This window comes from Paraburkholderia sp. SSBN10T (assembly GCF_056619545.1).
In genome coordinates this window covers 33,133-55,002 of sequence record NZ_JBWQQI010000037.1, presented here as the reverse complement: position 1 = coordinate 55,002, position 21,870 = coordinate 33,133, and the positions used below count along the sequence as shown (strand labels likewise).

At 65.5% G+C, this 21,870-nt stretch carries 15 protein-coding genes; 10 read left to right on the top strand and 5 right to left on the bottom strand.

All coding sequences use genetic code 11. From position 1 onward, the window contains the following. The first annotated feature begins 17 nt into the window (after positions 1-17). Positions 18-767, top strand: coding sequence for a response regulator transcription factor (locus AC1ECK_RS35160; protein ID WP_480327632.1), 750 nt, complete (start codon positions 18-20; stop codon positions 765-767). Beyond that, entirely contained in the window at positions 764-2,248 is a 1,485-nt protein-coding gene (locus AC1ECK_RS35155; RefSeq protein ID WP_480327630.1) for a sensor histidine kinase, read from the top strand. Before AC1ECK_RS35160 ends, AC1ECK_RS35155 begins: the two co-directional genes overlap by 4 nt. A 19-nt stretch (positions 2,249-2,267) precedes the next feature. On the opposite strand, the gene AC1ECK_RS35150 is transcribed toward AC1ECK_RS35155, so the two are convergent. Together AC1ECK_RS35150 and alr are read right to left on the bottom strand one after the other, a co-directional pair. Then, on the bottom strand, positions 2,268-2,696 hold the full coding sequence (locus tag AC1ECK_RS35150; RefSeq protein ID WP_480327628.1) for a TOBE domain-containing protein: 429 nt from the start codon (positions 2,694-2,696) through the stop codon (positions 2,268-2,270). A 123-nt stretch (positions 2,697-2,819) separates the two neighbouring features. Then, a complete protein-coding gene (alr, locus tag AC1ECK_RS35145) occupies positions 2,820-3,887 on the bottom strand; it encodes an alanine racemase (RefSeq protein WP_480327626.1) in 1,068 nt (355 codons plus the stop codon). A 298-nt stretch (positions 3,888-4,185) separates the two neighbouring features. On the opposite strand from alr, the gene AC1ECK_RS35140 reads away from it, so the two are divergent. From AC1ECK_RS35140 to AC1ECK_RS35110, 7 genes are all read left to right on the top strand, one after another. Further along, the gene (locus AC1ECK_RS35140) at positions 4,186-5,304 is read left to right on the top strand and encodes a metallophosphoesterase family protein (protein ID WP_480327623.1); all 1,119 of its coding nucleotides are present in this window, start codon (positions 4,186-4,188) and stop codon (positions 5,302-5,304) included. After that, positions 5,301-7,928 carry an AAA family ATPase gene (locus AC1ECK_RS35135; protein ID WP_480327621.1) on the top strand — a complete coding sequence of 876 codons (2,628 nt, stop codon included), beginning with the start codon at positions 5,301-5,303 and terminating at the stop codon, positions 7,926-7,928. The genes AC1ECK_RS35140 and AC1ECK_RS35135 overlap by 4 nt, the downstream gene beginning before the upstream one ends. Beyond that, positions 7,925-11,590, top strand: coding sequence for an exodeoxyribonuclease V subunit gamma (gene recC / locus AC1ECK_RS35130; RefSeq protein WP_480327619.1), 3,666 nt, complete (start codon positions 7,925-7,927; stop codon positions 11,588-11,590). Before AC1ECK_RS35135 ends, recC begins: the two co-directional genes overlap by 4 nt. Continuing rightward, the gene (gene recB, locus AC1ECK_RS35125) at positions 11,587-15,471 is read left to right on the top strand and encodes an exodeoxyribonuclease V subunit beta (protein ID WP_480327617.1); all 3,885 of its coding nucleotides are present in this window, start codon (positions 11,587-11,589) and stop codon (positions 15,469-15,471) included. The genes recC and recB overlap by 4 nt, the downstream gene beginning before the upstream one ends. Next, positions 15,468-17,612 (top strand): exodeoxyribonuclease V subunit alpha, encoded by a 2,145-nt coding sequence (recD, locus tag AC1ECK_RS35120; RefSeq protein ID WP_480327615.1) that lies wholly within the window; start codon positions 15,468-15,470, stop codon positions 17,610-17,612. Before recB ends, recD begins: the two co-directional genes overlap by 4 nt. Positions 17,613-17,745: 133 nt before the next feature. Then, positions 17,746-18,456: a response regulator transcription factor gene (locus AC1ECK_RS35115; protein ID WP_480327613.1), complete on the top strand. Its 711-nt coding sequence runs from the start codon at positions 17,746-17,748 to the stop codon at positions 18,454-18,456. A 237-nt stretch (positions 18,457-18,693) separates the two neighbouring features. Next, positions 18,694-19,074, top strand: a complete 381-nt coding sequence (locus AC1ECK_RS35110) for a transposase (protein WP_480327611.1) — start codon at positions 18,694-18,696, stop codon at positions 19,072-19,074. Positions 19,075-19,106: 32 nt separating this feature from the next. Here the strand turns inward: AC1ECK_RS35110 and AC1ECK_RS35105 are convergent, their stop codons facing one another. After that, a complete protein-coding gene (locus AC1ECK_RS35105; protein WP_480327609.1) occupies positions 19,107-19,229 on the bottom strand; it encodes a hypothetical protein in 123 nt (40 codons plus the stop codon). Between the two features lie 49 nt (positions 19,230-19,278). Between AC1ECK_RS35105 and AC1ECK_RS35100 the strand changes: the two genes are divergently transcribed. Then, positions 19,279-20,952 carry an acyl-CoA synthetase gene (locus tag AC1ECK_RS35100; RefSeq protein WP_480327607.1) on the top strand — a complete coding sequence of 558 codons (1,674 nt, stop codon included), beginning with the start codon at positions 19,279-19,281 and terminating at the stop codon, positions 20,950-20,952. A 130-nt stretch (positions 20,953-21,082) separates the two neighbouring features. Here the strand turns inward: AC1ECK_RS35100 and AC1ECK_RS35095 are convergent, their stop codons facing one another. After that, positions 21,083-21,307 carry a hypothetical protein gene (locus tag AC1ECK_RS35095; protein ID WP_480327605.1) on the bottom strand — a complete coding sequence of 75 codons (225 nt, stop codon included), beginning with the start codon at positions 21,305-21,307 and terminating at the stop codon, positions 21,083-21,085. Positions 21,308-21,566: 259 nt separating this feature from the next. Then, positions 21,567-21,770: a cold-shock protein gene (locus tag AC1ECK_RS35090; protein WP_012428559.1), complete on the bottom strand. Its 204-nt coding sequence runs from the start codon at positions 21,768-21,770 to the stop codon at positions 21,567-21,569. Between the last annotated feature and the right edge of the window lie 100 nt (positions 21,771-21,870).

The following is a 21,870-nucleotide window of genomic DNA, read 5'->3' as shown; positions in this document are numbered from 1 at the left end:
CTACCGCCCCAAGCCCCATGGATCATCCGAAGCGCGTACTGATCGTCGAAGACGACGTCGATATTGCCAACGTTCTGAGCCTGCATCTGCGCGACGAACGCTATGAAGTCGTGCATAGCGCCGACGGCAACGAAGGATTGCGGCTGCTCGAGCAGGGCGGCTGGGATGCGCTGATCCTCGACCTGATGCTGCCCGGCGTCGACGGTCTGGAGATTTGCCGGCGGGCCCGAGCCATGACGCGCTATACGCCGATCATCATCACCAGCGCGCGGTCGAGCGAAGTGCACCGGATTCTCGGTCTCGAGCTTGGCGCCGACGATTACCTCGCCAAGCCGTTCTCGGTGCTCGAACTGGTGGCGCGGGTGAAGGCGTTGTTGCGGCGCGTCGATGCGATGGCGAAAGACTCGCGCATCGATGCCGGCACCTTGCAGCTCGCCGGCCTGACGATCGACCCGTTGACGCGCGAGGCGGCCGTCGAAGGCCGCCGCATCGAGTTGACGCCGCGCGAATTCGACCTGCTGTATTTCTTCGCCCAGCATCCCGGCAAGGTGTATTCGCGGATGGATCTGCTGAACGCCGTCTGGGGCTATCAGCACGAAGGCTACGAACATACGGTCAACACGCATATCAACCGGCTGCGCGCGAAAATCGAAGCCGATCCGGCGCAACCTTCGCGCATCCTGACCGTCTGGGGGCACGGCTACAAGCTGGCGGTGCCGTCCGAGGGCGCAACATCAGCGGACGCCGCGCCGAAGGATTTGCCGTGAACCTGACCCTGACCCAGCGGCTTCTGATCGTCTTCTCGGCGCTGCTGCTCGCCTGCTCGGGCGCATCGGCCTGGCTGCAGATCCGCTCGAGTGACCTGCATGAAAAGGAAGTGGTGCAGGGCCTGTCGCGTGGCCTCGCCGCGCATATCGCCGGCAGCACGCCGTTGACCGATGCCAACGGCCTGCGCCCGGACGCCGTGCGGCAACTATTCGGTCAGTTGATGGCCGTGAATCCGAGCGTCGAGGTCTATCTGCTCGACAACCAGGGGCGCATCAAGGGCGACGATGCGCCTGCCGGGCGCGTGAAGCGGGACCAGGTCGATCTGGCGCCGATCCGGCGTTTCATTGCCGGCGATGCGCTGCCGATCCTCGGCGACGATCCGCGCAGCATGGACGGCCATAAGGTGTTCAGTGCGGCGCCGCTGCAAATGCCGGGGCACCCGCCGTCCGGCTATATCTACGTGGTGTTGTTCGGAGAGGCGCACGATGAACTGGCGGCGCGTGTCGCCGCGAGTTCAGTGTTGCGCACGACGCTGTGGTCGATGGCGCTGGTGGCGCTGCTGGGGCTCGTGGCGGGCCTCGTGGCGTTCGGCCTGATCACTCGGCCGTTGCGGCGCCTGACCGAGGCGATGCGCCAGTTCGACGCCAACGGCGAGCCGGATACGCAACCGCAGGTGCCGCGCTCGGCGGCAGGGCGGCGCGATGAGATCGCCGTGCTCGAGGCCACCTTCGCGCAGATGGCGGACCGCATCGGCGAGCAGTGGCGCGCGCTGACGCGCCAGGACCAGCAGCGCCGCGAACTGCTTGCCAATATTTCGCACGACCTGCGCACGCCGCTGACCTCGCTGCACGGCTACCTCGAAACGCTCTCGCTAAAGGCGGATACGCTCAGCGAGACGGAGCGCAAACGCTATCTCGGCATCGCGCTCGCGCAAAGCGTCAAGGTGGGGCGGCTCGCGCAGGCGCTCTTCGAGTTGGCGCGGCTCGAGCACGGCAACGTGCAGCCGGCGCTGGAAGATTTCTCACTGGTCGATCTGGTGCAGGACGTGTTCCAGAAATTCGAGTTGCCGGCGGAAGCGCGCCGCATCCAGCTACGGGCCGGCATTCCGCCGCGCCTGCCGGCGGTCAGTGCGGATCTCGGCATGATCGAGCGGGTGCTGACCAACCTGCTCGACAACGCGCTTCGCCATACGCCGCCCGACGGTGCGATCGACGTGGAGCTTGCTTACCGCGACGGCAAGGTCCAGGTGACGGTCAGCGACACCGGCCCGGGTATTCCGGCAGAGCTGCGCGAAGGGCTATTCGAACGCCCGTTGGGCGCCGGCGGTGCGCATCGCGGCGGCGGTTTCGGATTGCTGATCGTGCAGCGCATGCTGCAGTTGCACCACAGCCGGATTCGTCTGGTAGAGCGGGCCGGCACGGGGACGACCTTCGCCTTCGAACTGCCGACGGCTAGCGTCGCCCATGCCGCACGCGCCTGAGGTTGGCACGACGTGAAGCTTACTGATCGACGCCGACGATCACGCTCGATGCCTTGAAAATCGCCGTAGCGGGTTTACCGCTGGCCAGACCGAGCCGGTCCACGCTTTCGTTGGTGATGATGGCGGCGACCTGCGCGCCGTTGGCGGCGGCAATCGTGACCTCCGAATTGACCGCGCCCCTGGTGACGGCGGCCACCGTGCCGGCGATGCAATTGCGCGCCGACACCTGGCTGCTCGTGACATCCACCATCACCAGCACCGACGACGCTTTCACCAGCGCGAAAGCCGCTTTGCCTTGCGTGAGACCCAGCGAAGTCGCACTGCCGTGCGTGATCACTGCGACGATGTCGAGACCGTCTTTCGTGCGCAGCACGATCTCGTCGTTCACCGCACCGTGCTTCACTTCGGCAACGGTCCCTTCAAACTGATTCCGCGCACTCGTTCGCATCTCCATCTCCTGATAGGCAGTCCGCGCTGCTTTGAACGCGGACCTAGTGTTGAGGGTAGGCGAACCAGTGTAACGGCAAGCGGCACGGGGCGGGATGTCGAATGCGGCGCCCGTGCCGCTGCGTTACTGAACTTCCACCGGAACCCGGCGCGCGAGCGCACACATCAATTCATAGCCGATCGTCCCCGCGGCGTGCGCCACGTCGTCGATCTTGACCTGATCGCCCCACAGCTCGACCTGCGAGCCGACGCGGGCGTCCGGGCAGGGCGTGAGATCGACCGTCACCATGTCCATCGACACGCGGCCGACGATCCGCGTCAGCGTGCCGTCGACGGCGATCGGCGTGCCGGTTGGCGCATGCCGCGGGTAGCCGTCCGCGTAACCGCAAGCCACCACGCCGATTCGCATCGGCTCGTTCGCCGCGAACTTGCGACCGTAGCCGACCGTCTCCTGCGGCGACAAGGTCTGGGTGCCGATGACCTGGCTTGTCAGGCTCATCGAGGCGCGCAGCGGAATATCCGCGACGTGGCTCGATACGCCCGACGGCGAGCCGCCGTACAGCACGATGCCCGGCCGTACCCAGTCGCGGTGCGCACGGGGATGCCACAGCGCCGCGGCCGAGTTGGCCAGGCAGCGCGCGCCGGGAATCTCGCGGGTGGCGGCGTCGAAACGTTCTATCTGCCAGTCGAGGTCGCCCTCGTCGGCGCTGGCAAAGTGGCTCATCAGCGTGATCTCGCCGATCGACGCCGCCGCCCTCGCGCGCTCCCACGCGGCCCGGAATGCGTCCGGCCGGAAGCCGAGCCGGTTCATGCCGGAATTCATCTTCAGATTGATGTCGATCGGCTGCTTGACCTTGGCCGCGCACAGCAGGTCGAGTTGCTCCGTGCAGTGCACTGCGACCGTCAGGCGCAGCTCGTCGGCCACCGCGACGTCTTCCGGCGTGAAGATACCTTCGAGCAGCAACACCGGCTTCGTCCAGCCAAGGGTGCGCACAAGCGCCGCCTCGTCGAGGTCGAGCAGGCCGATGCCGTCGGCCTGGGCCAGGCCCGGATAGATGCGCTCGATGCCATGCCCGTAAGCGTTTGCCTTGACGATGGCCCAGATGCGCGCGCCGGGCGTGCGCTGGCGGACCAGTTCAAGATTGTGTCGAACGGCATCCGGGTGAATCCGGGCAACAATCGGGCGGGGCATCGATGTCCTCGTTGGCAGTAGTAGGGGGAGAGTCGGCGGATGGAGTGCCTGCAAACACAGAGCGCCTGATTGAAGCCGGTCAAGCGACCCGCTTTTCGACCAGCCTTTGTGCGTGAAGCAGTTTCGGGCACTAGGATAAATCGACGTTTTCAGGTTTTGTTACTGTATTTTTGTCGAATTTCAGTATAAAAAATGCCTGCCGATAGGAGCTGCGCGGCTCCGTTTTGGGCCGCTGTCACGGTAACATCCATGATCCAAGAGGGACGTCCCTCGCTCGTCATTCATAGCCTGGAAATCCATGATCAGATTCCTGCACACCGCGGACTGGCAGATCGGCACTCAATTCGGCCAGTTCGATGCCGACGAAGCCGCCCATCTCGCGGAAGCGCGTTTCGAAACGGTGCGCCGGATCGCCAGTGAGGCGGCCGAGCGCCGCGTCGACGCCGTGTTGGTGGCCGGCGACGTATTCGATCAGCAGACCGTCTCCGATACCGTGATCCGGCGCCTGTTCGGCGCCCTGGCGGGTTTTGCCGGCGCCTGGATCATGCTGCCCGGCAATCACGATGCCGCGCTGGTTGAAAGCGTCTGGACCCGGGCCCAGCGCCTGAACTGCATCCCGGCCAACGTGCGCGTCGTGCTGACACCGGGCGTCGTCCTGCTCGATGCGCTCAAGTGCGCCTTCTTGTGCGCGCCGCTGACGCAGCGCATCACCTACGACGACACCACGGCATTTTTCGATCAAGCCGCGACGCCGCCGGACTATTTCCGCGTGGGGCTCGCCCACGGCAGCGTGAGCGGCATCCTGCAAGAGGGGATCGATTCGACCAATCCGATCGAGCCGACCCGCGCCGATACCGCGCGCCTCGACTATCTCGCGCTGGGCGACTGGCACGGCCACTTCGAGGTGAACAGCCGCACGTGGTACGCCGGCACGCACGAACAGGACCGGTTCCGCGCCAACGATCCGGGCTTCATGCTCGACGTCACGCTCGATCAGCCGGGCGCGCTGCCTGCGGTCCAGGCGGTGCCGGTGGGCAAGTATCGCTGGCTGCGCTGGGAAGAGGAAATCGTGGTGCCGAGCGACGTGGACGCCTTGAAGGCGCGCCTGCAGGCGCTCGGCGCAACGGACGTGCTCAAGCTCGACGTGCGCGGCACCACCGATCTCGCCTCCGCCGAAGCCGTGCGTCTCGCGGTGGACGAAACCCGTGCGCGAGTGCGGGCGCTGCGCGTGGAACTGAGCGAGCTGCAGGTGCAGCCCACTGCGGACGATCTCGCCGCCCTCGGCGCGCAAAGCGGTTACCTCGGCAAAGTGGTTGCGCGTCTGCGCGATCTGCAGGCGGACCCCCAGCAGACGAAGCTCGCGGCGCAAGCGCTGCTGCTGCTCGCCCAGTTGCAGCGTGAAGCGAGGCCGGCATGAAGCTCGAAAGCATTGCGATCCAGGAGTTCAGGCAGTTCGACGGGCGTCTTGTCATCGACGATCTGCAGCCGGGACTGAACCTCTTCACCGGCCCGAACGAGGCTGGCAAGAGCACCATCGCCGAAGCGGTGCGGACGGTGTTTCTCGAACGCTACAAGGCGTCGCATCTGAAAGACCTGTTGCCGTGGGGCAAGGCAAGCGGGCAGCCGGCGGTCGAAGTCAGTTTCAATCTCGACGGCGTGGCCTGCACGCTCGCCAAGCAGTTCGTGACCCGGCAACGCTGCGATCTGCGCATCGGTCAGCAGGTGTTCGGCGAGGACGAAGCGGAGGACCGGCTTGCTGCGCTGCTCGGCTTTTCGCGCGCCACACGCGGCGCCATGAAAGCAGACCAGGCCGGCGTGCCGGGGCTGCTGTGGGTGCAGCAGGGCGAGACGCATGAGGTGCGCGACGCCAGCGGCCATGCTGCGCTGTATTTGCGTGACGCGCTCACGCAGCTTTCCGGCGGCAACAGCTCGGCCGGCGAAGACGTGTTGATCGGCGCAGTGCAACGCGAGTTGCGGCAACTGCTTACGGCCCGCACGCAACGCGCTACTGGTCCGCTGGCCGAGGCCGAGCAGGCGCTGGCCGCACTCGCGCTCGAGCGCGACACGCTCGATGCACAACGCCGTCAATTCGACGAGAATCTCACGCGTCTCGCCTCGCAGCAGGAAGCATTCGAGGACGCGCAGCGCAAACGGCCATGGGAAGCGCACGAGCAAAAAGCCGCCGAGGCGCAAGCGCGCGCCGCCGCGCTTGCCGAACTCGAACGCAGTGTAGAGGGGCTGGCGCAAACGCTGCATGTCAGTGAAGTCGAACTGGCCATGTCCTTGCAACAGGAGCAAAGCGCAGCGGAACTGGAAGCGACGCTCGCCAACGACCGGCAGCAGCTCGAACAGGCCAAAGCGGCGGTACTGGCCGCCGAGTCCTCGCATAGCGAGGCGAGCGCCGCAGTGGTGCGCTGCCAGCAGGCCAATGACGGCGCGAACCGCGCGCTCGAACTCGCGAATGCCGCCGTGATGGCGCAGGAGCTGAATAACCAGATCGCGCTGTATCGCGCCGAGATTGCACGGCTCGAAACGTCGATCGCCGCTGCCGAAGCGGCCCAGGCGGCGGTGCTCGATGCCACGCGCAGCGCGGCGTTGCTCGAAGTCGATGTTGCCCAGTTGCAGCGGCTGCAGGCGCTCGAAGCGCGCGTCAGCGTGCTGCGGGCCCGCAAGGAAGCGGCGATGACGCGCATCGACTATCGCTTGAGCGGCGGCGCGATCGTGGTGGGCGGCGCAACGCTGACGGGCGTTGGCGTGTTGCGGCTCGACGATGAGCAGACGATCGAGCTGCCGGGTCTGGGCGAATTGCGCATCGTGCCCGGCGTCTCCGATCTCGCGGCGCTGCGCGCCGAACTGTCCGGCGCCGAAGTGCAACAGGCGGAACTGCTGCGGACGCTAGGCGTGGCATCGCTCGGCGACGCCCAGGCGCGGCACGAGCAATGGAAGGCACAACTCGCGCATCTGCAAAGCCAGCAGAAGATTCTCGCGGTCCATGCACCGAAGGGCATCGAGCCGCTGCGCGCGGAGTTGGCGAGCGCTGTCGCGCGCTGCCAAACGGCCGACGAACGTCGTGCAGCATTGCCGGATGTGGCGGGCGCGCCCGCGGTCGACGAGGCGCGTCGCGCCGCGGACGCCGCACGGCAGGCGCTCGAATCGGCAACGCGGGCGTTGGCCCAAACCGGCGAGCGGCGTTCGAACGCGCTGGCGACGAGCGGCTCGCTCGCCGAGCAGGTGCAGCGCAAGGAAGCGCAGTTGCAGGACGAAACGTTTCGTGCCCGCCGCGCGCAATGGCAGGCAAAAATCGTCGAACAACGCGCGCACGTGGCCGCGCTGACCCGGCAACGCGATGAGCGCAACCAGGCGCTGAACGCTGCGCGTACCGACGACCCGGCCGCAGAGGCGAAACGTTATCGCATGTCCGCAGAGCTCGCACGCAACGAGCAGCAGGAGCGGCAAGTGCGGATCGCGGAGTTGCGCAGCCAGCTCGAAACGATGGGCGCCTCGGGCCTTGGCGAGCGGCTCGCGGCGGTGCGCGCATCGCTCGAGCAGATGGAGCGGCGTCACGCCGAACTGAGCTTGCGAGCCGGTGCGCTGAGCCTGCTCGACAAGGTGCTGGTCGAAGAACGCGACGCGGCGGTCGCGCAACTGCGTGCGCCGCTGACCGAGCGGCTCGGCCATTATCTGAAACGCTTGTTTCCGCAGTCGGCGCTCGAACTCGGCGACGACCTGAGTCCGGTCGCCTTGCAGCGCGACGGCCGCATCGATACGCTCGACGCCCTCAGTTTCGGCACCCGCGAGCAGATGGGGATTCTCGCGCGACTCGCCTACGCCGATTTGCTGAAGGCCTCTGGCCGTCCCACTCTGCTGATGCTCGACGACGCGGCGGTCCATACCGACAGCATGCGGCGCGACGCGTTGAAGCGCGCCTTGCTCGACGCGGCGACCCGCCATCAGATCCTGCTGTTCACCTGTCATCCGGAGTTGTGGGATGACCTCGGCGTCAAGCAGCGCGCCATTGACGACCTGAGGGCCGCTGCATGAGTTCGATTCCCGCGGGCTTGATGCTGGTTCACGGCAATCAGCCGGAACGCTTGCGCGATCTGATGGTGCAGTGGATTCGCCAGCATCCGCTGGCGCCGCTCGAAAAAGAAATCATCCTCGTGCAGAGCAACGGTATCGCCCAATGGCTGAAGCTTGCCTTGGCCGCGGATCCGGACGACGGCGGCTGCGGCATTTCGGCAGCACTCGACGTGTCGCTGCCGGCGAGCTTCCTGTGGCAGGTCTATCGCGCGGTGCTCGGCGAGGATTCGGTCCCGGCCATTTCGCCGTTCGACAAATCGCGTCTCGTGTGGCGGCTCACGCGTTTGCTGCCCGAGCTGCTCGAGTCGCCGGAATACGCGCCGCTCAAGCGCTTCATGGCCCGCGACGACGATCAGCGCAAACGCTTCCAGCTTGCGCAGCGTGTGGCGGATCTGTTCGACCAGTATCAGGTGTACCGCGCGGACTGGCTGGCGGCGTGGGCCAAAGGCGAGGACGTGCAGATCGACGCGCGCAACAACCGCACGCCGCTGCCGGACGAATACCGCTGGCAGGCGGCGCTGTGGTGCTCGCTGCTGGAGGACGTCGAGACGCACGTGGCGGGTGGCGTCGAGATGGCGACCGTTGGACGCGCGGCGGTGCACGACGCGTTCCTGCGGCGCGCCGTCGAGCTGCCTGAAGACGTGCGGCCTTCCGGGCTGCCGCGCCGCGTCATCATCTTCGGGATTTCGAGCTTGCCGCGGCAAGCGGTGGAAGTGCTGGCCGCGCTGTCACGCTGGACTCAAGTGCTGATGTGCGTGCACAACCCCTGCGCCCACTATTGGGCGGACATCGTTGCCGACCAGGATTTGCTGCGCGCGGATCGTTCACGCCAGCAGCGCCGCCAGGGTGCTCCCGCCGTGATGGACGAGGCGCAGTTGCATCTGCATGCGCAACCGCTGCTGGCGGCGTGGGGCAAGCAGGGCCGCGACTTCATCGGTTTGCTAGACGAGTACGATAGCGCGGAAGAACGCGAGCGCTACTCGTCGCAATTCACCGGCATCGGCCAGCGTATCGACCTGTTCGAAAGCGACGACGATGCATTGACGATGCTGCAGCAACTGCAGGACGACATTCGCGATCTGCGGCCGCTGCGCGAAACGCGTGAACTCTGGCCCGAAGTGGATCCGCAGGCGGACCACTCGATCCGCTTCCACGTCGCGCACAGCGCGCAGCGTGAAGTGGATATCCTGCACGACCAGTTGCTGGCCGCGTTCGCCGCGGACCCGACGCTGCGTCCGCGCGACGTGATCGTGATGGTGCCGGATATCGAGGTCTATACGCCGCATATCCAGGCCGTGTTCGGCCTGCTCGATGTCGACGACCCGCGCTATATTCCGTTCAGCGTGGCGGACCGCGGACAGCGCGATTTCGATCCGCTGATCGGTGCGCTGGAAACCCTGCTCGCGCTGCCGCAATCGCGCCTGACCGTCAGCGACGTGCTCGACCTGCTCGAAGTGCCCGCATTGCGCGCGCGTTTCGGCATCACCACGGACGATCTCCCCAAGCTGCGCAACTGGATCAGCGGCGCGAACATCCGCTGGGGACTGCACGCCGAACAGCGCGCGAGCCTTGGCCTGCCGCAAACTGGCGACGACAACGCCCCCAATAGCTGGGCTTTTGGTCTGCGTCGCATGTTGCTCGGCTACGCGGCCGGCGACAAGGCCGGGGCGTGGCGCGATATCGAGCCATATGCGGAAATCGGCGGTCTCGATGCCGCCTTGCTTGGACCGCTGACGCGCCTCGTCGATGCGCTCGACGATACCTGGCAGACGCTGCGCCAACCGGCTACAGTCGAAGGATGGTGCATGCGGCTGCGCCGGCTCAAGAGCACCTTCTTCGCGGCTGACGACAGTGAAGACGCCTACACGCTGGAACGGCTCGATGCCGAGCTCGAAGCGTGGCGCGATGCCTGCGATGAGGCGGCGCTGACCGGCGAGTTGCCGCTCTCGATTGTGGGCGACTACTGGCTGTCGCAGTTCGAAGGCGGCGGCCTGACGCAGCGCTTCTTTGCCGGCGCCGTCACCTTCGCCACGCTGATGCCGATGCGCGCGATTCCGTTTCGCGTCGTTTGCCTGCTCGGCATGAACGACGGCGACTATCCGCGCAACCGCATGCCGCTCGACTTCGACCTGATGCGCCGCAACTACCGGCCTGGTGACCGCTCGCGTCGCGAGGACGACCGCTATCTGTTCCTGGAGGCGCTGTTATCGGCGCGCGAGCATCTGCATGTCTCGTGGGTCGGACGCAGCGTCAATGACAACACGCCGCGCCCGCCCTCGGTGCTGGTCGGCCAGTTGCGCGACCATCTGAAAGCGGGCTGGCGTCTCAAAGGCGCGGCAGACGACGAAGCGGATGCGCTGCTTGACGCGTTGACAGTCGAGCATCGGCTGCAGCCGTTTAGCGCGGCCTATTTCCCGGCGCGTCCGGAGGCGTCGAAGCTGTTCACGTATGCGCGCGAATGGAACGAGGCCGCGCCGCCGCTGCGCTTCGATACGGCCATGCCAACCTTGGGTGCCGCGCAAGCGCACGCGCATTCGGACGACGCGATGCTGCTGCCACTGGAGCGGGAGGAACCGCTATCGGTGCGTGAGCTGGCCGATTTTCTCAAGGATCCGGTCAAGAGTTTTTTCCGCCAGCGCCTGCGGGTCGCCTTCGAAACCGAAGATGCCGCCAGCGAAAATCACGAACCGTTCGAGGTCGATCAGCTCGAGGCATGGCAACTGCAAAACGAACTGATTCACGCCCAGGCCGCCGCGTTGGAGCGCGGTGACGAAGATCTGCTGCCCGCCGCGTTGAGCCGTCTCGAACGCATGCATCGCAGCGGCGATCTGGCGGCAGGCGGTTTCGGCGAGGTGATCGCAGGCGAACTGATGGAACCGATGGCCGATCTGTTCGACCGTTACCGGACTGAACTCGAGCGCTGGCCCGAACTGCTCGACGAACAATTCGAATTGCGCGTCGAAGGCGGCCCCGGCCTGGAAGCGTTGACGATCGAAGACTGGGTGGGCGAATTGCGCGCCGGTCCCAACCAAACGCGCGGCCGTGTGTTTCTCGATCCGGGTACGCTGATCAAGGACCGCAAGTATCGCGGCGACCGGTTGATCGCCTATTGGGTTGGGCATCTGGCTGCGCAACTCGCGGCGGGCGCCGTCACGACGGTGATCGTCAGCAAGGTAGGGAGTGTGGAATTCGCACCGCTTGCGGCGGAGCTGGCCCGGGCGCATCTTCTGACGCTGCTACGCGCCTGGGACGAAGGCACGCGCAGACCGCTGCCGCTTGCCGTGAAAACGGCGTTTGCGTGGCTCCGAAAGCGGCCCGGCGCACTCGATTTCGCACCGGCTGTGGATAGCACGGACACCGGCGGCGAGCGCGAGGCGTTGGCCGCGCAGCTCATCGAAGCACGCGAAGCCGCTCGCCTCACTTACGAGGGCGCGGGGCGCCAGCCGGGCGAGCGCGAGACCAACGCCTATCTGTACCGCGCCTACCCGGATTTCGACGCATTGGCTGCAAGCGGCGAGTTCGAGACGCTCGCCGTGGCGCTGCTGTTGCCGCTACATCGCGCGATCCCGGTCGCGTCGTCGAAGTCGAAGAGCACACCGGCCCAAGCGGGAGACGCATCATGAACACGCCTCTGAAGCCGCCGTCCGGCGGACCGGTCGCGGTGCTGGAGCCGCTTGCGTTTCCGCTGGCGGGCAGCAGCCTGATCGAAGCGAGCGCGGGCACCGGCAAGACCTTTACGATCGCGATGCTGTATGTGCGGCTCGTGCTCGGCCACCGTGGCCAGGACAGCGAGGCGCGGCCGCTGACGCCGCCGGAAATCCTCGTCGTGACGTTCACCGATGCGGCGACCAAGGAACTGCGCGAGCGCATCCGCGCCCGCCTGATCGAAGCGGCCGGGTACTTCCGCGCCGATCCGCTGGAAGTCGAGCCGCGCCCACCGGGCGAAGACCTGCTGCACGACCTGCGCGACGCCTACCCGGACGAGCAGTGGGCCGCCTGCGCCCGCCGCCTGCAACTTGCCGCGGAATGGATGGACGAGGCCGCGGTCTCCACGATTCACGGCTGGTGCAACCGCATGCTGAGCGAGCACGCGTTCGACAGCGACAGCCTGTTTTCGCAGACGCTCGAAACCGATCAGAGCGAGTTGCGCGCGGAAGTCGTGCGCGATTACTGGCGCACCTTCCTGGCGCCGCTCGATGCGCCGTCGGCGGCGGAAGTGCGGCAATGGTTCGGCAGTCCGACGGCGTTGCAGGCGGCATTGCGCGGTCTGCTCGGCCATGCCGAACTGCTGGAGGACGCGCCGCCGCCGCTCGACGCGCTCCAGGATGCGCGCGCGAAGCAGCGCGAACACCTCGACCGCCTGAAGGCAAACTGGGCGGAGTGGGCCGACGAGCTTCAGGTTCTGTTCGACGACGCGCGGGCGAAGAAGCAGTTCAAGGCTACGAGCCTGAACGCGCCGAACTGCAAGAAGTGGCTCGACAAGCTGCGCGATTGGGCCAACGATCCCGAGATGCTGCGGCCCGATTTCGACGACACGGCCGCGGTCTGGACCCGCTTCACCCCGGCGGGTCTCGCCGAGATCTGGCTCATCGGCGAGCCGCCGGCGCATCCCGCGTTCATCGCGATGCAGACGCTGCGCGAGTCCCTCGCGGCGCGACCGACGGCCTACCACGCGCTGCTGTGTCACGCGGCGCGCTGGGTGGCGCAGCGCTTCACGGAGGAAGAGGCTCGCCGCTCGCAGATGGGTTTCGACGATCTGCTCACGCGGCTCAACGACGCCTTGCACAAACCGAACGGCGAACGCCTCGCTGAGATCATCCGCCAGCAATATCCGGTCGCGTTGATCGACGAGTTTCAGGACACGGACCCGGTGCAGTACCGGATCTTCGACGCCGTCTACCGTATCGCGGAGAACGACCCCGAGACGGCGATCATTTTGATTGGCGATCCGAAGCAAGCCATCTACGCCTTCCGCGGCGCGGATATCTATACCTACCTCGAAGCGCGCCGCGCCTGTGCCGGGCGGCTCTTCACGCTGAAGAAGAACTACCGCTCGACACGTGAGATGGTGAGCGCCGTGAATCGCTGCTTCGATGCAGCCGAAGAGCGTCCTGACGGCGAAGGTGCGTTCCTGTTCCGCGGCGCCGAAGGTGGCGACAATCCGTTGCCGTTTATCGAAGCCGAGGCAAATGGCCGGAAAGAAACGCTGCAAGCTGGCGGGGTGGAGGTGCCTGCGCTCAGCGCATGGTGGCTGCCGCCTGCGGAAGACGGTAAGCCGCTCAGCAAGGAAGCGTATCTGCGCAACATGGCCGCCAGTTGCGCGACCGAGATGGTGCGGCTGCTCAACCTGGGCCAGGCAGGCGAGGCGGGCTTTGCCGGCGCACGCGGCACGACGCCGCTCCTGCCTGCCGATATGGCGGTACTGGTCAACAACGGCACGGAAGCACGCGCGATCCGCGCGGCGCTGGCCGAACGCGGCGTGCGCAGCGTCTACCTGTCCGATCGGGATTCGGTTTTCCAGACCGAGCAGGCAGCGGAGTTGCGGCACTGGCTGGCGGCATGCGCCGACCCCGATGACGGGCGTCTGGTGCGCACGGCGTTGGCCACGGTGGCGCTGGGACTCGACTGGGCCGGGCTCGATGCATTCAATCGCGACGAACTGGCGTGGGAAGCTTGCGTGCTGCAGTTCCGCGGCTATCGCGACTGTTGGCGCAAGAAAGGCGTGTTGCCGATGCTGCGTCGCCTGCTCAACGATTTTCATGTGCCGCAGCGGCTGCTCGGGCAAACCGCCGGCGCGGCGGTCAACGGCGAACGCGTGCTGACCAACCTGTTGCATCTGGCCGAATTACTGCAGCAGGCCAGTTCGCAGCTCGACGGCGAGCACGCGCTGATTCGCTACCTCGACGAGCAGCGCCAGGACGAGGGCGCCGGTGCAGGCGGCGACGCGCGGCAACTGCGGCTCGAGAGCGATGCCGGCCTCGTGCAGGTGGTGACGGTCCACAAGTCGAAGGGGCTGGAGTATCCGCTGGTGTTCCTGCCGTTCGCTTGCACCTACCGGCCCGTCAAGGACACGGACATGCCGCTCAAATGGCACGACGAGGCCGGCAAGCTGCATATCGCCCTGGGCGACCCTGACGCCGACGTGTTGCCGCGCGCGGACCGCGAGCGGCTCGGCGAAGACCTGCGCAAGCTTTATGTGGCGCTGACGCGGGCGCGCTACGCCACGTGGGTGGGGATCGCGCCGATCCAGAGCGTCGAGTTGAGCGCATTCGGCTACCTGCTCAGCGGCGGCAAGCCGATTGCCGCTGCGGAGCTGGACGCTCTGCTCGAGCAGTTGCGTGGCCCGTGCGCCGAGATCCGCGTCACCGAAGCACCGCCCCCGAGCAACGACCCGTTTGTCCCGCGCGGCGCGCAGCAGGTGCGTGGGGAAGCCCGCCGCCTGACGCGGCGTGTGCGCGAACCGTGGTGGATCGCCAGTTATTCGAGCCTGCGCAAGGAGGACGGGGTAATCGGCGGGACAACCCCCCATGTCCTCCCTGTGCCGGCGATCGATGTGACAAGCGACGAAGCGCGCGGCGCGCCGGAGACACGCAGCGAAGATGTGTTCCACGAATTGCTGGAAGCCGAAGCGCTCGAAGACGACGAAGGCGCGTCATCGGCGTCGACCGCGGCGGCTGGTTCGATGCCGGCTGCGCCCGCCTTGCCGGCGGATCAGACCTTGCACGGCTTTCAGCGTGGCGCGGATGCCGGCAGCTTCCTGCACGACCTGATGGAATGGGCCGCCAACGAGGGCTTTGCGAAGCTCGCCGCCAATCCGCAAGCGGTGCGCGATACGGTCGCGCGCCGCTGCAATCTGCGCGGCTGGGCGCGCTGGATCGAACCGCTCACGCAATGGCTGCTGTACCTGCTGCGCACGCCGCTGGTGCTGCCGGCCGTGGAAGGCGAGGCGGTGGCGCCTGTGGTGCTGGCAGCGCTGCAGTCGAATACGTATATGGCCGAAATGGAGTTCTGGCTGGCGGCGCATGCGGTCGACACGCTCGTGCTCGATCAGCTCGTCTGCGACCTGACGCTCGACGGCGAGGCGCGGCCCGCGCTCGAACCGGCCCGGCTGAACGGCATGCTCAAAGGCTTTATCGATCTGGTGTTCGAGCATGACGGCCGCTATTACGTCGCGGACTACAAGTCGAACTGGCTCGGCCCCGATGACGCCGCCTACACGCCGGCGAAGATGCGCGCGCAGATCCTGCACTCGCGCTACGAACTGCAGTACGTGCTGTATCTGTTCGCGCTGCACCGCCTGCTGAAAGTGCGCCTGCCCGACTATGACTACGACCGCCATGTGGGCGGCGCTGTGTACCTGTTTCTGCGTGGCGGCCGCGCGCCCAGCCAGGGCTTGCATGTCGAGCGGCCGCCGCGCGAGTTGATCGAAGAACTGGACGCGCTGTTTGCGCGTGGTTCCAGCGGTGAGGATGCCGAGGAGTATGCGTTGAAGGAAGCCGAATGACGACCCGCTCCACCGACACCCTCGCGGCCATCGACGCCAAAGGCGACACCGCGCGCATGCTCGGCGTGCTCGACCAGTGGGTCGAGCGCGGCTGGCTGCGCGCGCTCGATGCCGGCTTTGCGCGCTTCCTGTGGACGGAGGAGCCGCAGACCCCGCCGCTGCTGGTGCTCGCCGCCGCGCTGGCGAGTCACCAGTTGGGGCGCGGCCACGTGTGCCTCGACCTGCAGGCCACGCTCGACGACCCGACCTTCGCACTCTCGTTGCCCCCCGATGGACCGCAAGCGAGCACGGCTGCAGAACCGCCGCAGGCGCCCGCTGAAGTCCTGAGCGGCGTCAATCTGGCGCGCTGGCTGGCGGCGCTCGAGCATCCCGTGCTGGTCGGCGCTTCGGCCGGCAATACGCCGCTTGTGCTGGTCGGTACGCGGCTTTACCTGCGCCGCTACTGGCAATACGAGCAGGATGTGCGCGCCGGCATCGAGCGGCGGCTTGCGGCGTCGGGGCAACTGGAAGCGTCGCTGCAGGCCGGTTCCGCGCGGACTGCACTGGACGTTCTGTTTCCGCCTCGTCCGGCCAATGCGACAGGCGCGGATTGGCAAAAGCTCGCTTGTGCGCTGGCGGCGCGCAGTGCCTTCAGCATCGTCACGGGCGGCCCGGGCACCGGCAAGACGACCACCGTGGTCAGGCTGCTGGCATTGCTGCAGACGCTGGCGCTCGGCGGTGCGGCGAACCCGCTGCGTCCCGCACGGCCTTTGCGGATTCGTCTCGCGGCGCCGACCGGCAAAGCGGCGGCACGCCTGAACGAGTCGATTGCGGGCGCCGTGGCGCAACTGCCGGTCGACACGCTGCCGAACGGCGCGGCGGTGCGCGAGGCCATTCCGACCGTCGTAACGACTCTGCACCGGGTGCTGGGCACGCGCCCCGACAGCCGGCGCTTTCGTCACGATGCGAGCAATCCGTTGCCGGTGGACGTGCTGGTGATCGACGAAGCGTCGATGGTCGATCTGGAGATGATGGCGGCTGTCCTCGATGCGCTGCCCGCTTCGGCGCGGCTGATCCTGCTGGGCGATAAGGACCAGTTGGCGTCGGTCGAAGCCGGCGCCGTGCTGGGCGAGTTGTGCCAGCGCGCGGCGCAGGGCCACTACACACCGGCTACGCGCGACTGGCTGCTGGCCGCGACTGGCGAGCGTATTGACGCGGCGATGCTCGACGAGCAGGGCACGGCGCTCGATCAATCGGTGGCGATGCTGCGGCAGAGCCATCGGTTTTCGGCCGAGAGCGGGATCGGCCAGCTTGCCGCACTCGTCAATGCCGGCGATGCGGCCGGCGTCGCACGGGTCTGGAGCCATGGGCATGCGGATCTTGCCTTGCTGGTCTGCTCGGCGACCGACGATGCCGCGTTCAAGGCGCTGGTAATCGATGGGTATGGCGCCGCCGCGGCGTCGCCTCAACTGTTCGGCGCCAATGGCGAACCTGGGCGTCCACGCCACGGCTACCGGCATTATCTGGAGACGATGCATGCGCGGCAGCCCGACCGTGATGCGGACGCGGCAGCCTTCGACGCATGGGCTGGCGAAGTGCTCGAGGCGCATGGCGAGTTCCAGCTCCTATGCGCGCTGCGCCGCGGGCCGTGGGGTGTCGAAGGACTCAACAAGCGCGTCGCGCGGCTGTTGCAGGAAGACGGCTTGATTGCTGTGCGCGGCGAATGGTATCCGGGCCGGCCGATTCTCGTGACCCGAAACGATTACGAACTCGGCCTGATGAACGGCGACATCGGCATCACGCTGGAGCTTCCCGGTTCCTCGGGCGAAGGTTCGGTGCTGCGGGTCGCCTTTCCTGCCGGCGATGGCGCGGGCGGCATCAAGTGGGTGCTGCCGAGCCGCCTGCAAGCGGTGGAGACGGTGCTCGCGCTGACCGTACACAAGTCGCAGGGTTCCGAGTTCATGCACGCGGCATTGGTGCTGCCCGATACGTTCAGCCCGATTCTCACGCGCGAACTGGTGTACACCGGCATTACGCGGGCCCGGGCTTTCCTGACGCTGGCGGTTCCGGAGGGCAAGCCGGTGCTCGAACAGGCGGTGTACGCAAAGGTGCAGCGCGCGAGCGGGTTAATGGCGGACCTCAAGCCCGCCAGGCTACAATAAATTCACGCTTATGCTGCTTAGGTCGACCGGCCCGGAACATCGGGCGCTTTCGCCAACCTCGCGCAACATATCATCTAGGGCGGCCGGCGGGGGCCATGTTGTACGCCGCGCCCTGTCACTCCAAGAGGCGAGCATGAGAATCGCAGTACTCGACGACGATCCCGCTCAAACCGCTTTCGTGCATGAAACGATGTCGGCCGCGGGTCATGTCTGCCATACCTTTTCCGAAGGCCGTGCACTCGTTCAGCAGTTGCATCGCCAGACCTTCGATCTCCTGATTCTCGACTGGATCGTGCCGGATCTGTCCGGCGAGGAAGTCCTGCGCTGGGTTCGCTCGACGCTCTCGGAGCGCGTGCCGGTGATCTTCATGACTTCGCGCGGCCGCGAGAGCGACATTGTTTCGATCCTCAACGCCGGCGCCGACGACTACGTGGTCAAGCCGGTCGCCGCGAGCGTGCTGCTGGCCCGCGTCGGTTCGCTGCTACGGCGCACTTATCAGCTCGACGCGGCTGCGGCCAAGGCAACGTTTGGCGATTTCGAATTCGACCTGAACGCTAAACAGGTATACGTGAAGCAACAATTAGTGAATCTCACGCAGAAGGAATTCGAACTCGCTGCGCTGCTGTTCCAGCATTTGAATCGCCCGTTGTCGCGCGCGCATATCGTCGATATGGTCTGGAAGCAGACCGCCGACATTCCGACGCGCACCATGGACACGCACGTGTCGATGCTACGCTCGAAACTCGGCTTGCGGCCGGAAAACGGCTATCGCCTGACGCCGATCTACGGCTATGGATACCGGCTCGAACAGATCGGCGACGAGGTCGTCGACACGCGCGACTAACTACACTGCTATACACCGCTATCGCCTGGCCATCGCGCTGCGCGCCGTGCGCGCCGCTTGCGGCGCGCGATCGTTTGCTTTCCTTCGGCATGCGAATTTCAGGCCCGAAATCTAACAAGATTTGACTTTCTTCGAGCGGCGCTTCAGTTAAGCTCAATGCAAGGCATTGGGCGGTGTGGGCGTTCGTCCACGCCTTCTTTGCGAACCTTAGTAGCGAAGTAAGCGCTCCTCACTTGCATGAATACACTCGAGTCGACTCAATCGCATTCGCCAGCGTCGTTCGCGCTCCCGGTTCATGACCTGACCGATGCGCAATGGGAACGAATTGTTCCGCTGTTACCCGAACTGAACCATGGCGTCGTGCGCAGGGGACGTCCCTGCGTCAATCTGCGTGGGGTGGTCAACAGTGTCTTGTGGGTATTGCGTACCGGCAAACCATGGAACACGATGCCGGCAAATTATCCTCCCTACCAGACCTCTCATCGGTACTATTTGCGCTGGCGCGATGCCGGCGTGTTATCGGACATCGCGTTCGAACTGTTTCGTACCGACGCGGTCCTGGCGCGTTACGTTTCGCGCAAGCGCGAAACGCACGAAAGCAAGGCTGCCTCCGCATAAGGTCTTCACCCTCGACGAGGCTGCCACGATGGTCATGCTGGCGGCATTGTCGCCAGGCGCGCGCCCACGTCGAGCAAACCGCCATTCCTGTTTGAGGCGAGAAATTCGCCCATGTGTTTGATCGCGCTCTCTTCGTTGTTGGCCTGTTTGGCCATAAGATGTTGAAAACGAAGGGGAGCCCCGGGCTCCCGAGGAGACGTTGCGATGACGCATATGTTCGAGGCAGGCCTTGAGCGCCGTGAGGCCAACTATGTTCCTCTCACGCCGGTCGATTTCATGGTGCGCGCAGCCGAAGTCTACGGCGAGCGCCTGGCGGTGGTTCATGGCGCGATCCGCCGCACGTGGCGCGAGACCTATGAGCGCAGCCGGCGTCTCGCCAGCGCGCTGCAGCGCACTGGGATAGGACGCGGCGATACCGTCGCCGTGCTGCTGCCCAACATTCCTCCGATGATTGAGGCTCACTTCGGTGTGCCGATGGCCGGGGCCGTGCTCAATACGCTGAATACGCGGCTCGACACGTCGTCGATCCTGTTTATGTTGCGGCACGGTGAAGCGAAGGCGTTGATTGTCGATACCGAGTTCGCCGAGCTCGCGCACCGCGCTGCTCTGGAGTTTCCCGATCTGCGGATTATCAGCGTCGATGATGTGATGCCGGCCGACCCGCACAAGTTTGCCCGGGCTATCGACTACGAGACTTTCCTGCAAGGCGGCGATCCGCAATTCGCCTGGCAATTGCCGGCGGACGAATGGGACGCGATTGCGCTGAACTATACCTCGGGCACGACTGGCGATCCGAAGGGGGTGGTCTACCACCATCGCGGCGCTTACCTGAATGCAGTCAGCAACATCCTCGAATGGGACATGCCGAAGCACGCGGTCTATCTATGGACGCTGCCGATGTTTCACTGCAATGGCTGGTGTTTCCCATGGACTGTGGCGGCGCGCGCCGGCGTCAACGTCTGCTTGCGCAAGTTCGACGCGAAAATCGTGTTCGATCTGATCCGCAGCGAAGGCGTCACGCATTACTGCGGCGCGCCGATCGTGCAGAGCGCATTGGCCAACGCCCCTGAGGCATGGCGCGAGGGCATCCGGCACCGCGTTGCGACCATGGTGGCGGGCGCGGCGCCGGCGCCCGCGGTGATCGCGAAGATGAAGGCGATCGGTTTCGATCTGACGCACGTCTATGGCCTGACCGAAGTCTACGGACCGGCCTCCGTGTGCGCGCGGCAGAACCACTGGGAAAGCGCAAGCGACGACGAACTCGCCCGCCTCAACGCCCGTCAAGGCGTGCGCTATCACCTGCAAGCGGCGGTAACCGTATTGAATCCGGATACGCTCGAACCGGTGCCGAACGACGGTGAGACGCTCGGCGAAATCATGTTTCGCGGCAACATCTGCATGAAGGGTTATCTGAAGAACGAGCATGCCACCGAAGACGCCTTCAGGGGCGGCTGGTTTCACACCGGCGACCTGGGCGTGCTGATGGACGACGGCTACATTCGCATCCGCGACCGTAGCAAGGACATCATCATTTCGGGCGGCGAAAACATCTCGAGCATCGAGATCGAAGACACGCTGTACCGGCACCCTGCGGTCGCGGTGGCCGCCGTAGTGGCGATGCCCGATCCGAAATGGGGTGAGGTGCCGTGTGCCTTCGTCGAACTCAGAGAGGGCGCAGAGGCAACGGCCGAAGAGATCATCGCGCATTGCCGGCTGTTTCTGGCGAGCTTCAAGCTTCCCAAGGCAGTCTGCTTCGGAGAGCTACCTAAAACGTCGACCGGGAAAATCCAGAAATTCGAGCTGCGTGCGCGTGTGAAATCCGTCAGCGCGATCGATATGGCAGGGGAGAGCGGCAGTCCAGCGCAGGGCAAACCGTGAAGCGGTTGTGACGTTATATTGAATGGACTCTCGCGCTGTATGGAGCGCGGGTTGCCCTTCGTCGTGCGATGGCGAGAGGCGTGCATCGTCGGTTGCCCGCTCCTGGCCGTGGCGCTTTAGCCGCGGCCTTTTATCCGCGGCTATCGATCCAACGACGAGCCCAGCGGCACGAGTGCTGCAGCGCCTGCTCTTCGTTGCTGAAGTAGTCGAGCGAGTAGAACTGATAGCGCGCTTCCGCGGACATCGCGCCGGCCCGCTCTAGCAGCAGGTTGGAGGAAAACGAACCGTCAGGCAAACGATGTGCCGAGGGTTGGACGGCATAGCCGTTGTAATGATGAATGTGTTTAGGTTGCATTTTTAATTTTAAATAGTCGTACGCGAGCGCGGCGATCAGGACAAGCCAGATTGAGCCGAAGCGAATGCCGGGCGAATGCCGAACAAGTGCGTATAGGAAGGGCGTTAAAGCCGGTCCAGCCAGGGAGAGTGAGGGGGCAAGCGAGGCGTTTGGCGCAACGAAGACTGCTAAGCGATTACGCCAACTGTGGGAGAACGAACTCCGCGAGGATGTCGCTGCAGCCCGGTATCCGTCACTCGGATACCGGACCCTTCAAACTTTACAGCGGCTTGATGTTAGCCGCTTGCAGACCCTTGGGGCCTTGCTTCGTTTCGAAGCTCACCTTCTGGTTTTCAGCCAGCGTCTTGAAGCCGTCGCCGCTGATTTCCGAGAAGTGAGCGAACAGGTCGTCGCCGCCCTTGTCCGGGGTAATGAAGCCAAAGCCTTTGCTGTCGTTGAACCACTTAACGGTACCGGTATCCATGAAGAATCCTTGAGGTAGAAATAGTAAAAGATCGCTCTGAAGAGAGCACGCGAAGCGTCAAGGAGGGAGAGGACAACGAATACCGCTGAGGGGAGCGAGC